General features: G+C 73.1%; 10 protein-coding genes. 6 read left to right on the top strand and 4 right to left on the bottom strand.

The window, feature by feature from the left end; genetic code table 11:
• Positions 1–4 precede the first annotated feature (4 nt).
• The 4 genes from O7598_RS22335 to O7598_RS22320 all read right to left on the bottom strand — a co-directional run bounded on the left by O7598_RS22335 (position 5) and on the right by O7598_RS22320 (position 4283).
• Entirely contained in the window at positions 5–1072 is a 1068-nt protein-coding gene (locus tag O7598_RS22335; protein ID WP_269693252.1) for an NADH:flavin oxidoreductase/NADH oxidase, read from the bottom strand.
• A gap of 77 nt (positions 1073–1149) precedes the next feature.
• Positions 1150–2439 (bottom strand): dicarboxylate/amino acid:cation symporter, encoded by a 1290-nt coding sequence (locus tag O7598_RS22330; protein WP_269694943.1) that lies wholly within the window; start codon positions 2437–2439, stop codon positions 1150–1152.
• Between the two features lie 253 nt (positions 2440–2692).
• Positions 2693–3325, bottom strand: coding sequence for a DUF998 domain-containing protein (locus tag O7598_RS22325; RefSeq protein ID WP_269693251.1), 633 nt, complete (start codon positions 3323–3325; stop codon positions 2693–2695).
• On the bottom strand, positions 3318–4283 hold the full coding sequence (locus O7598_RS22320) for a glutathione S-transferase family protein (RefSeq protein ID WP_269693250.1): 966 nt from the start codon (positions 4281–4283) through the stop codon (positions 3318–3320). The genes O7598_RS22325 and O7598_RS22320 overlap by 8 nt, the downstream gene beginning before the upstream one ends.
• A gap of 111 nt (positions 4284–4394) precedes the next feature.
• Here O7598_RS22320 and pcaF point away from each other — a divergent pair, with 111 nt between their 5' ends.
• From pcaF to O7598_RS22290, 6 genes are all read left to right on the top strand, one after another.
• Positions 4395–5600 (top strand): 3-oxoadipyl-CoA thiolase, encoded by a 1206-nt coding sequence (pcaF, locus tag O7598_RS22315; RefSeq protein ID WP_269693249.1) that lies wholly within the window; start codon positions 4395–4397, stop codon positions 5598–5600.
• 116 nt (positions 5601–5716) lie between these two features.
• Complete coding sequence (locus O7598_RS22310) at positions 5717–6535, top strand: SAM-dependent methyltransferase (protein ID WP_269693248.1); 819 nt, start codon at positions 5717–5719, stop codon at positions 6533–6535.
• A gap of 6 nt (positions 6536–6541) precedes the next feature.
• Complete coding sequence (locus tag O7598_RS22305) at positions 6542–8692, top strand: putative bifunctional diguanylate cyclase/phosphodiesterase (RefSeq protein ID WP_269693247.1); 2151 nt, start codon at positions 6542–6544, stop codon at positions 8690–8692.
• 75 nt (positions 8693–8767) lie between these two features.
• Positions 8768–9268 carry a DUF456 domain-containing protein gene (locus tag O7598_RS22300; protein ID WP_269693246.1) on the top strand — a complete coding sequence of 167 codons (501 nt, stop codon included), beginning with the start codon at positions 8768–8770 and terminating at the stop codon, positions 9266–9268.
• Positions 9269–9349: 81 nt separating this feature from the next.
• Entirely contained in the window at positions 9350–10309 is a 960-nt protein-coding gene (locus tag O7598_RS22295) for a UbiA family prenyltransferase (RefSeq protein ID WP_269693245.1), read from the top strand.
• Positions 10310–10556: 247 nt separating this feature from the next.
• Positions 10557–12119, top strand: coding sequence for an amino acid permease (locus O7598_RS22290; RefSeq protein ID WP_269693244.1), 1563 nt, complete (start codon positions 10557–10559; stop codon positions 12117–12119).
• Positions 12120–12276: the final 157 nt, after the last annotated feature.

Here is a 12276-nt window from a genome sequence, read left to right as displayed (position 1 = left end):
ATCGTCAGAAGGCCCGGGCGTACTGGTCCGGCCAGGCCGGGGTGGCGCCCAGCTTCGCGGCGGCGCGGCGCGGCCAGTACGGGTCGCGGAGCAGTTCCCGGCCCAGCAGCACCAGGTCCGCCTCGCCGGCGGCGACGATCTGCTCGGCCTGCTCCGGCTCGACGATCAGGCCCACCGCGCCGGTCGGCACGCCGGCGTCGCGGCGGATCCGGGCGGCCAGCGGCACCTGGTAGCCGGGACCGACCGGCACCGACGCGCGGGCGGACGCCCCGCCGGAGGAGGCGTCGACCAGGTCCACGCCGGCCGCGGCCAACTCGCCGGCGAGCACCACGCTGTCCTCGACCGTCCAGCCGCCGTCGGTCCAGTCGGTGGCGGAGATCCGGGTCAGCACCGGCACCGCCTCGCCGACCGTGGCGCGGACCGCGCGGGCCACCTCCAGGGTGAGCCGCATCCGGCCGGCCCGGTCGCCGCCGTAGCCGTCGGTGCGCCGGTTCGTCAGCGGGGACAGGAACTCGTGCAGCAGGTAGCCGTGCGCGGCGTGGATCTCCACGGCGGCGAAGCCGGCGTCCACGGCCCGTCCGGCGGCGGTGGCGAACGCGGCAACCACCTGCGCGATGCCCGCCTCGTCGAGCGCGGCCGGCGTGCGGTAGTCGGGCACGAACGGGTCGCCGCCGGGGCCGACCGGCGTCCAGCCGCCCTCGGCGTCCGGCACGCCGCCGCGCTCCGCCGCCCACGGCCGGTACGTCGACGCCTTGAACCCGGCGTGCGCGAGCTGCACGGCCGGGACGGCGCCCTGACCGGCGACGAACGCCGTGACCGGCCGCCACGCGTCGACGTGCGCGCCGGACCAGAGGCCGACGTCCTGCGGGGTGATCCGCCCCTCGGGCACCACGGCGGTGGCCTCGCTGAGCACCAGCCCGGCGCCGCCGACCGCGCGGGAGCCGAGGTGCACCCGGTGCCAGTCGGTGGGCAGGCCGTCGGGCCCGGCACTGTACTGGCACATCGGCGCCAGCGCGATCCGGTTGGGCACTGTGACGTCGCGCAGGGCGAGCGGGGTGAACAGGGCGCTCATGCGGTTCTCCTCCGGTCATGGAATCGGGTGCGTTTCTTGTCGCCAGAGCGACAAGAAACGCACCCGGAGTCAGGTGGTCAGGCGGGTACGGGGGCGAGACGCTCGTTCTCGGCCGGCTCGACCGGCTCGATCAGGTCGCGCTTGCCGGCCGAGTCGTACGCGGCCCGGTCGAGCGTGCCCTCCCGGGCGGCCACGATGGTCGGCACGACGGCCTGCCCGGTCACGTTCGTGGCGGTGCGCATCATGTCCAGGATCGGGTCGATCGCCAGCAGTAGGCCGGCGCCGGCCAGCGGCAGGCCCAGCGTGCTCAGGGTCAGCGTGAGCATCACGATCGCGCCGGTCAGGCCGGCGGTGGCGGCCGAGCCGACCACCGAGACGAACGCGATGAGCAGGTAGTCGGTGACGCCCAGGTTCACGCCGAACACCTGCGCCACGAAGATCGCGGCGAGCGCCGGGTAGATCGCGGCGCACCCGTCCATCTTCGTGGTGGCGCCGAACGGCACCGCGAAGGAGGCGTACTCGCGGGGGACGCCGAGGCGCTCCACCGAACGCTGGGTCACCGGCATGGTGCCCACCGAGGAGCGGGACACGAAGGCCAGCTCGATCGCGGGCCAGGCGCCGGCGAAGAAGCGCAGCGGGTTGAGCCGGCCGGCGGCGACCAGCAGCACCGGGTAGACCACGAACATCACCAGGGCGCAGCCGACGTAGACGGCGGTGGTGAACTTGGCGAGCGGGGCCAGCAGGTCCCAGCCGTACGAGGCGACGGCGTTGCCGATCAGGCCCAGGGTGCCGATCGGGGCGAGCCGGATGACCCACCACAGCGCCTTCTGCACGATCGACAGGACCGAGCGGTTGAACTGCACGAACGGCTCGGCGGGCTCGCCGACGAGCAGCGCGGCGGCGCCCACCACCAGGGCGAGGAAGACGATCTGCAGGACGTTGCCCTCGACGAACGCGCCGACCGGGTTGGTGGGCACGATGCCGGTGAGGAAGTCGATCCAGGAACCGGTGGTCTTCGGCGCCTCGGCGCCGGCCGGGTTCAGGTTCACCCCGCGGCCGGGGTCGGTGAGCAGGCCGAGGCCGATGCCGATGGACACCGCGATCAGCGCGGTGATGCCGAACCAGAGCAGCGTCTTGAGCGCCAGCCGGGCCGCGTTGGCCACGCCGCGCAGGCTGACTACGCTGACCACGATGGCGGTGAAGACCAGCGGCGGCACGGCCAGCTTGAGAAGTTGGATGAAGAGGCCGCCGACGGTGTCGAGGGTGCTGGTCAGCCAGGCGAGGTCGTTGGCGCGGGCGAGGAAGCCGAGCGCCACACCGAGCACGAGGCCGAGCAGGATCTGCACGGAAAAGGGGATCTTGCGCAGGGCGGAAGCCATGAGGGCGGGTCCAAGGTCTGGAGAGGGAAGGGGGCGTCGGGAGCGGAGCTAGGCCGGACAGACGCCGCTGGCCTGCCGTCGGAGGTCGACGTACAGGCGCTCGGTGAGGCACCAGACATTGGTCATCGCCGACCCACGCTACTCCCGTCCCCGCCCCACCGGAAGGACCGCTCCTCGTGACGCCCCTTACTCGGGCAAGGAGGGGCCCCCTTTTAACACCCGTCGTGAGAAGGGGCCCCTTCTATCGCTCAGGCGTTAACAGGGGGCCCCTCCTTACCAGCGCCACGGCGGTGCCCAGCCCCCACGCGGCGGTCACCGCCAGCAACACGCGCTCCAGCACCCCCACCAGCGCGCCGCGCCCCACCAGCAACATGGCCAGCCCGACCGCGCCGGCCAGCGGCAACGCCAACGCCGCGCCGACCGCGGCCACCCGCCGCAGCGCGACACCGACCGCGGGGGAGAAGACCAGCGCCAGCATCGCGAACACCACCGCGGCGGTGGCCGCGATGCTCGCCCCGCCGTGCACCAGGTCGGCCACCGTGGCCGCCTCGAACGGCGGCAACGGGCAGCCGGCGCTGCACGTCACCGTGCCGGAGAGCACCGTGGCGACCGCGCCGGCCCCGAGCAGCACGGACGCCGCCCGCGCGACCGTCGGCAGCGCCCCGGCGAGCAGCAGCAGCGCCGCGGCCAGCGTGAAGATCCCGATCCGGTACGCCCCGGCGTACCCGCTGTCGGTGACCCCCGCCTCGCTGACGTACCCGGTCGGGCCCGGGCCCGGACCGGCCACGACGGCGACGGTCACCGCGACCGCGCCGGCGACCACGCAGCCGGCCGCTCCGGCGGCGGCGACCCGGCGCGCGGTGCGCTCAGCCACGCCCGTGCGGCGTGGTCCAGCCGGCGAGGTCCGGACCGAGCGGCACGATCCGGGTCGGGTTGATCATGTCGTGGGTGGCGTAGTAGTGCCGCTTGATGTGGTCGAAGTCCACCGTCTCGCCGAAGCCCGGCGTCTGGAACAGGGCCCGCGCGTACGCCCAGAGCACCGGCATCTCGGTCAGCTTCTGCCGGTTGCACTTGAAGTGCCCGTGGTAGGCGACGTCGAAGCGGACGAGCGTGGTGAACAGCCGCACGTCCGCCTCGGTGATCGCGTCCCCCATCAGGTAGCGCCGGCCGGCGAGCCGCTCGCTCAACGCGTCCAGCCGGGCGAAGAGCGCGGTGTACGCCTCGTCGTACGCCTCCTGGGAGGTGGCGAAGCCGCACCGGTAGACGCCGTTGTTGACGTCGGCGTGGATCTCCGCCATCAGCGCGTCCATCTCCGGGCGCAGCTCGACCGGGTAGAGGTCCGGCGCGTCCGGGGCGTGGAACCGTCGCCACTCGGTGGAGAGGTCGAGCGTGAGCTGCGGGTAGTCGTTGGTGACCACCCGACCGGTAAGCGTGTCGACGAGCGCCGGCACGGTGATCCGGCCGGTGTAGTCGCGGTCGGTGGACAGGTAGGCCTCGGAGAGGAACCCGATGCCCAGCACCGGGTCGAAGCCGTCCGGGTCGAGCGCGAACCGCCACCCCCGCTCGTCGCGGATCGGGTCCACCGTGCCCAGCGAGATCACCTCGTCCAGGCCCAGCAGGCTCCGCACGATCCGGGCCCGGTGCGCCCACGGGCAGGCCCGGCACCAGATCAGCCGGTAGCGGCCCGCCTCCAGCGGCCAGCGCCCCTGCTCGTCGGGCCCGCCGCCCTCCGGCGAGGTGGAGTGCGGGGTGACCCGCCCGGTGAACCGGTTGGGCTGGCGGACGAACGCGCCGCCGCCACTGGTCTCTGCGCTGAACTGGGCCCCGGCCATGCCGCCAACCTATCCGCTCCGGGCGCGGATATCCTGGCGCCGGGTGCCCCCGTGACCCGGCGGGCGGCCCGCCGACCGACCCCTTCCCACCCCTCGAAGGACGTGCGCGCGATGACCGTGGCCTACCTCGTTGCCGGAGTCCGCACCCCGATCGGCCGGTACGCCGGCGCCCTCGCCGGGGTCCGCCCCGACGACCTGGCCGCGCACGTGATCCGCGAGTTGGTGGCGCGTCACCCGTCGGTCGACTGGGCCCGCACCGACGACGTGATCCTCGGCTGCGCGAACCAGGCCGGCGAGGACAACCGCAACGTGGCCCGGATGGCGGCCCTGCTCGGCGGACTGCCGGAGGAGGTGCCGGGCAGCACCGTCAACCGGCTCTGCGGCTCCGGCCTGGACGCGCTCGCCTCCGCCGCCCGCGCGATCGTGGCCGGCGACGCCGACCTGGTGGTGGCGGGCGGGGTGGAGAGCATGAGCCGGGCGCCGTTCGTCATGCCGAAGGCGACCACGCCGTTCGCCCGCACCGCCGAGGTCTACGACACCACCATCGGCTGGCGGCTGGTGAACCCGCTGATGAAGCGCGGCTGGGGCATCGACTCGATGCCGGAGACGGCGGAGAACGTGGCCGCCGAGTTCGGTGTCGGCCGCGCCGCGCAGGACGAGTACGCGTACCGCTCCCAGCAGCGGGCGGCCAAGGCGCAGGCCGACGGTCGGCTGGCCGAGGAGATCGTCGGCGTAACCGTGCCGGCGGGCAGGCGGGAGACGAAGCTGGTCGCTGTCGACGAGCACCCGCGTGAGACGACGTTGGAGAAGCTCGCCGCGCTGCCCACCCCGTTCCGTGACGGCGGGACGGTCACCGCCGGCAACTCCTCCGGCGTCAACGACGGCGCGGTGGCGCTGCTCGTGGCTTCCGCGGCGGCCGTCGACCGCTACGGCCTCACCCCGCTGGCCCGGGTACGCGGCGCGGCGGCGGCGGGCGTCCCGCCCCGGATCATGGGGATCGGGCCGGTGCCGGCCACCCGCAAGCTGCTCGACCGCCACGACCTCGCGCTGGCCGACGTCGACGTGGTCGAGCTGAACGAGGCGTTCGCCGCGCAGTCCGTGGCGGTGCTGCGCGAGCTGGGCCTGCCCGAGGACGCCGAGCACGTCAACCCGAACGGTGGGGCGATCGCGCTGGGCCACCCGCTCGGCGCCAGCGGCGCCCGGCTGGCGCTGACCGCCGCGCTGGAGCTGCGCCGCCGGGGCGGCCGGCGGGCGCTCGCCACCATGTGCGTCGGCGTCGGCCAGGGCATCTCGCTGCTGCTGGAGTCGGCCGCCTGAGACCGGTCGGCGGCATCGTGAGAAGTGGATCTCCCGTACCTGGCCGTCCGCGCATAGAGTGGGCTGGACCACATGATCCGCCCCTCGTGGCGGGTGACGACCTGGGAGACCGAGCGATGCAGACGCCGGACGGACTTCCCGCCGAGATCGACCTGACCCGGCCGAGCGCCGCCCGGGTCTACGACTACTTCCTCGGCGGGGCGCACAACTTCGAGATCGACCGGCAGCTCGCCGAGCAGATCGCGTCCATGACACCGAATCTGGCGGCCACCATGCGCTCCGGGCGGGAGTTCCTGCGCCGGGCCGTGCGGGTGCTGCTCGACGCCGGCATCGACCAGTTCCTCGACATCGGCTCCGGCATCCCCACCGTCGGCAACGTGCACGAGGTGGCCCAGGCCGCGAACGCACAGGCGCGGATCGTCTACGTCGACATCGACCCGGTCGCGGTGGCGCACAGCCGCGAGCTGCTGGCCGGCAACGACGGGGCCGTCGCGATCCTGGCCGACCTGCGCGAGCCGAAGCTGATCCTGGACCAGGCCCGGGCCAGCGGCCTGATCGACTTCGATCGGCCGGTGGGCATCCTGCTCGCCGGGGTGGTGCACTTCCTCCCGGACGCCGACCGGCCGGCCGACGTCCTGGCCACCCTCCGGGCCGCCGCCGCACCGGGCAGCTACCTGGTGATCTCGCATTCCACGTTCGAGGACCAGCCGCAGGAGATGCTGGACGCGCAGCGGCTGTCGGCGCGTACCGCCACCGAGATCACGCTCCGCTCGCGGGCCGAGATCAGCGGGTTCTTCGGCGACTGGACGATCCTCGAACCGGGCGTGGTGCACATGCCGCTGTGGCGGCCCGACTCGCCGTCCGACGTGGACGAGCACCCGGAACGATTCGGGGCGTTCGGCGGCGTCGCCCGGCACGACCGCGCCGCCGGGTGAGCCGACGTGCGCGCCCCGGAGCACGACGGGGGTGACTTCAGCCGGCCCGGCGCGGTGGCGTACGCCGCCGAGTGGGCCAGGGCGGTGCGGCGGATCGGGTTCGTGCCGATGAGCGCGGCCGAGACCGAGCGCCTGCTGGTGCCGCTCACCGAACGGCTGGCCCGCGCCCTGCTGGCGCCCACCTTCTCCGCCCGACCGGCGGAGGAGGTGGGGCGTGCCCTGGTGGAGGCGCACCTCACCGAGCCGGGCGTGCTCGACTGGTCGGTGCAGGCGCTCGGTGACCGGTTCCTGCAGTGGGTGCTGCCGGCCCGGCCGGAGGGGCCCGAGCTGCGGGAACGTGTCGTCCTGGTGCAGGGCGCGTTCGCCGCCGGGTTCGCCCGGGCCCTGCGCGACCGGGTGTTCAGCCAGCAGGAGCGGATCGCCCGCTCCGCCTGGCAGGCCCGGGACACCGTCGAGCAGGCGTTGCGGGACAGCGAGGCGCGCTTCCGGGCGGTCTTCACCGGCGCCGCCATCGGCATCGGCATCGCCGGCGTCGACGGGCAGATCATCGAGGTCAACCAGTCCTTCGCCGACATGCTCGGCTACACCGTCGCCGAGATGCGCCAGATGAACGTGTCGGCGCTGGCCCACGCCGACGACGCGGCCGGCATGTGGGAGGTCTACCAGGAGCTGATCGAGGGCAAGCGGGACAGCGCCCGGGTGGAGAAGCGCTACTACCGCAAGGACGGCAGCGTCGTCTGGACCGACCTGGCCGTCTCGCTGATCCGGTACGACGACGGCCGGCCACGGTTCACCGTCGCCATGATCGAGGACATCACCGAGCGGTACGAGCTGCAGCAGCGGCTGCGCTTCCAGGCGTTGCACGACCCGCTGACCGGCCTGCCCAACCGGACGCTGTTCTTCGAGAAGCTCGGCGCCGTCTTCGACGCGGCCGACCCGGAGCAGCGCGTCGGGCTCTGCTTCATCGACCTGGACGGGTTCAAGGCGGTCAACGACAGCCTCGGCCACGACCTCGGTGACCGGCTGCTCCAGGTGATCGCCCGTCGGCTCAGCGACTGTGTGGCCGGCCGTGGGCACGTGGTGGCCCGGATGGGCGGCGACGAGTTCGTCATCCTGGTCGACTCCGGCGGTGGCCTCGACGACGCGGTGGAGGTGGCCGAGCTGGCCCTGGCCGCGGTCTCCGCCCCGGTGCAGGTCGCCGACCAGCAGCTCGCGGTCTCGGCCAGCATCGGCATCGTGGACTGCCCGGCGGCGGAGACCAACGTCGGCGAGCTGATGAAGGCCGCCGACACCACGCTCTACTGGGCCAAGGCGGAGGGGCGGGGCCGCTGGGCGGTGTACGACCCGGAGCGCAGCGCCGCCGACATCGCCCGGTCAGCGCTCGCCGCGAACCTGCCCGCCGCGCTGGACCGGGGCGAGTTCGTGCTGCACTACCAGCCGATCGTCTCGCTGCTGGACGGCACCATGGTGACGGTCGAGGCGCTGGTCCGCTGGCAGCACCCGGAGCTGGGCCTGCTCGGGCCGGACCGGTTCATCGGCCTGGCCGAGGAGACCGGCCTGATCGTCCGGCTCGGCGCCTGGGTGCTGAACCAGGCGTGCCGGGACACCGAGTCGTGGCGGCGGGCCTATCCGGACACCACGCCTGTGGTCAGCGTGAACCTGGCCGCCCGGCAGGCCGACGACCCGGCGATCGTGGAGACGGTGGCCGAGGCGTTGCAGCACAGCGGCCTCCCCGCCGAGCTGCTGCAACTGGAGCTGACCGAGAGCGCGGTGATGGGCAGCGCGGGCGAGCCGCTGCGGGCGCTGCACCAGCTCGCCGGCCTCGGCCTGCGGCTGGCCATCGACGACTTCGGCACCGGCTACTCGAACCTGGCCTACCTGCGCCGGCTGCCGATCCACTGCGTGAAGCTGGCCGGCCCGTTCGTGGAGGGGATCCGGGGTGACGGCGCGGACGCGGTGGCCGACCACCGCGACGAGCGGATCGTGGACGCGCTCGTCCGGCTGGCGCACGCGCTGGAGCTGTCGGTGACGGCCGAGGCGGTGGAGACCGAGGTGCAGGCGGAACGGCTGCGCGCGCTGCGCTGCGACACCGGCCAGGGTCGCTGGTTCGGCCCTCCGATGCCCGCCGACGCCATCCGCGCCCGCCTCGCGGGGTAAGGAGGGGCCCCCTGTTAACGCTTCCGGTATAGGCGGGGCCCCCGCTTAACACCTCGGGTAGAAGAGAGAGAACACGTGAGTCTGAGCGATTCGCAGGCCGTGGTGTCGCTGGTCGCCGCGCTCGCCATCCTGGCCGGGCTGGCCGGTGTGGTGGTGCCCGGCCTGCCGGCGCTGCCGCTGTGCTGGGGCGGTGTGCTGGTGTGGGCGTTGTTCGGCGACGCCGGCGCGGGCCGCTGGGCGGTGCTGGCCGCCGCCACGGTGGTCGCCGCGGGCGGCACCGTGGTCAAGTACCTCTGGCCGGGGCGGAACCTGAAGCGGACCGGCGTGCCCACCAGGTCGCTGCTGGCCGGCGCGCTGCTCGGCGTGATCGGGTTCTTCGTCATCCCGGTGATCGGGCTGCCGATCGGCTTCGTCGCCGGGATCTGGGGGGCGGAGCTGCTGCGGCTGGGCAGCAACAAGCTGGCCTGGCCGGCCACCGTGCAGGCGCTCAAGGCGGCCGGGCTGTCCATGCTCGTCGAGTTCATGGCGGGCATGGTGATCGGCGCGCTCTGGGTGGCGGGCCTGCTGTTCGCCTGAGCCACGGTTCCCCGGCACGGGGGAGACGGTTGGCCCGCGGGTGTGAGGCCGCCCGCCCGTCCGGTCCCTAGCGTCGGTGCCATGGTCCTTCCACCCCCGGCAACCCGCTCGCCGGCGGACCCGGCCCGGGCGCTGCCGCACTCGGCCGCCCGTCATCGAGTCGGCCGGGCGTGGGCGCTGCTGCTCCTGACCCGGCCGTGGTTCTGGCCGCTCGGCTGGGCCGCCGCGTACGCCGGGTCGGTGCTCGCCACCCGCGACTGGCTGCCGCCGCCGACGGCGCTGCCCCGGTCGTCGGCCGCGCTCGTCGTGCTCGGACCGCTGGTGTGGGCGGCCGTCCTGGCGGTCAACGACCGGCACGACCTGCCCAGCGACCGGCGCAACCCGCGCAAGGCGACCGCGCCGCTGGTCACCGGCCTGCTCACCGAGGCTGACCTGGTCCGCTGGCACGTCGGCGCCACGGTCGCGGCACTCGCGTTGGCGGTCACCGCGATCGGGCCGGCGTTCGCCCTGGGCACGGCCGTGGTGCTGCTGCTCGGGTGGGCCTACAGCGCCCCACCGGTACGGCTCAAGAGCCGCCCGGGCCTGGACGTCGCCGCCAACGCGCTCGCCGTGGGGTTGCTCGCGCCGCTGGCCGGGTGGTCCCTGCACCGGCCGGTCACCAGCTATCCGGCGCTCGTGGCGGTGCTGGGTCTGCTGCTGGTGGCCGCGCTCTACCTGCCGACGACCGTGCTGGACGCCGACGCGGACACCGCGGCCGGGGACACCACGGCCGCGGTGCGCTGGGGTACGCGCCGATGCCGGCGGGCCGGTGTGGCCCTCTGGACGGTCGCCACAGGGGTGTGGCTGGCCGTCTGCCACCTGGGCGTTCTGGTGCGGCGGGACTCGTGGACCCTGCAGGACCTGTGGGCGCCGGTGTTGATCGCCGGCTACGCGGTGGCCGTGCGCCGGCCGTCCATTCCCCGGCTCGCCGGGGTCTGCCTGCTCTTCGCGGTGCCGGCGGCGGACTTCCTGACCTCGTGGATCGCCGCCGGCCCGGCGTGAGGTGCGGCGACGCGGGCGTCCGGGGTACGGCGGAACGCCGTACATCAGTGAGAGAGAGGTGGACGCCGCGCGTCGCCGCGGACCGGGCGTTGCCGAGCGCCCGGTGCCGGCCCGTCGGGTCGGGCCTGGTCACGGCTTCAAGCATGCCTCCGGCGGAGCGACGGGACAACGCATTTACCCGGCCCGGGTATTGACCGCCTTGATCGGCGAAGAGCAGACTGCGAGCACTCGCCCGAGGAGGTGTGCAGTGGCCACGACGCCCGCGCCGACCGCCGAGCAGCCGATGGACGACGACGCCCGACGACTCGCCGAACTCGGCTACAAGCAGGAGTTGCGCCGCAAGTGGAGCGGCTTCTCCAACTTCGCCATCTCGTTCTCGATCATCTCGATCCTGGCCGGCTGCTTCACCACGTTCGGCCAGGCGTGGAACAACGGCGGCCCGGTCGCGATCTCCTGGGGCTGGCCGCTGATCTCGATGTTCATCCTGATCATCGGGTTCTGCCTGGCCGAGCTGGTGTCGGCGTACCCGACGGCGGGCGGCATCTACTGGTGGGCGGCGACGATGGGGCGGCCGGTGCACGGCTGGTTCACCGGGTGGCTCAACCTGATCGGCCTGGTCGCGGTGACCGCCTCCGTCGACTACGGCTGCGCCACCTTCCTCAACCTGACGCTGTCGGCGCTCTTCGACGGCTGGGCCGGCACCGGGCACCAGACGTTCGGGTTGTTCGTGGTGATCCTCGCGCTGCACGGCCTGATCAACATCTACGGGCACCACATCATCGACGTACTCCAGAACGTCTCGGTCTGGTGGCACGTGGCCGGCGCGGCCGCGGTGGTGCTGATCCTGGTCCTGGTCCCGGACGACCACCAGAGCTTCCGGTTCGTGTTCACCGAGCGGTTCAACAACTCCGGTTTCGGCGACGGTGACACCGGCGGGCTGACGTTCTGGTTCTACGTGCTGCCGCTGGGCTTCCTGCTCACGCAATACACGATCACCGGCTTCGACGCCTGCGCGCACGTCTCCGAGGAGACCCGGGGCGCGTCCAAGGCCGCCGCGCAGGGGCTGTGGCGGTCGATCTTCTATTCCGCCGTGGGCGGCTGGATCCTGCTGCTCGCGTTCCTGTTCGCCGCCACCGACGTGGACGCGATCAACGACGCCGGCGGCTTCTCCGGGGCGATCTTCGAGACCGCGCTGACCCCGTTCTTCTTCAAGGCGGTCATCATCATCTCCACCATCGGGCAGTTCTTCTGCGGGATGAGCTGCGTGACCTCGATGTCGCGGATGGCGTACGCGTTCAGTCGGGACCGGGCGGTGCCCGGCTGGCGGCTCTGGTCCAAGGTCAACCGCAACGGTACGCCGGTCAACGCCATCATCGGCGCCACGCTGGCCGGACTGGCGCTCACCCTGCCCGCCCTCTATCAGCGAGGCGGCATCCCGGTCGCGTTCTACGCGGTGGTGTCGGTCGCGGTGATCGGGCTCTACCTGTCCTTCATCATCCCGATCTTCCTGCGGCTGCGGATGGGGGACCGGTTCGTGCCCGGGCCGTGGACGCTCGGCCGGCGGTACAAGCTGCTCGGCTGGATCGCGGTGGTGGAGATCGCGATCATCTCGGTCTACTTCGTGCTGCCGATCGTCCCGGCCGGCGTGCCAGGCAACCCCGACTTCAGTTGGACCGCGGTTAACTACGCCCCGCTCGCGATCGGCGGCGTGCTGCTCGGCGTCGCGATCTGGTGGTACGCCTCGGCCCGCAGGTGGTTCACCGGCCCCCGCCGCACCGTCGAGGAGCAGGCCCTCACGCCACCCTCCTGACCGACGTCCCGCCGCTCTCGGCCCTCGGCATCGACCCTCGGGGTCGATCATGAAAATGGCGGCAGTTGCGGATCTCCGAACGGCCGCCAACTTCATGATCACCCGCTCGCCGCTCGGTAGAGGGCTGGGCTTGGGTCGGCCGTTCGTCGATCATGGA

The sequence above is a fragment of the Micromonospora sp. WMMC241 genome, assembly GCF_027460165.1.
Classification (GTDB): domain Bacteria; phylum Actinomycetota; class Actinomycetes; order Mycobacteriales; family Micromonosporaceae; genus Micromonospora; species Micromonospora humi.
This window is presented reverse-complemented; position numbering and strand designations above follow the sequence as displayed.

What these genes read in the sequence shown, in the direction of transcription:
- pcaF (WP_269693249.1), top strand. Translation starts at nt 4,395, where the DNA reads ATGACCGTGGCCTACCTCGTTGCCGGAGTCCGCACCCCGATCGGCCGG.
- O7598_RS22335 (WP_269693252.1), bottom strand. Translation starts at nt 1,072, where the DNA reads ATGAGCGCCCTGTTCACCCCGCTCGCCCTGCGCGACGTCACAGTGCCC.
- O7598_RS22310 (WP_269693248.1), top strand. Translation starts at nt 5,717, where the DNA reads ATGCAGACGCCGGACGGACTTCCCGCCGAGATCGACCTGACCCGGCCG.
- O7598_RS22295 (WP_269693245.1), top strand. Translation starts at nt 9,350, where the DNA reads ATGGTCCTTCCACCCCCGGCAACCCGCTCGCCGGCGGACCCGGCCCGG.
- O7598_RS22320 (WP_269693250.1), bottom strand. Translation starts at nt 4,283, where the DNA reads ATGGCCGGGGCCCAGTTCAGCGCAGAGACCAGTGGCGGCGGCGCGTTC.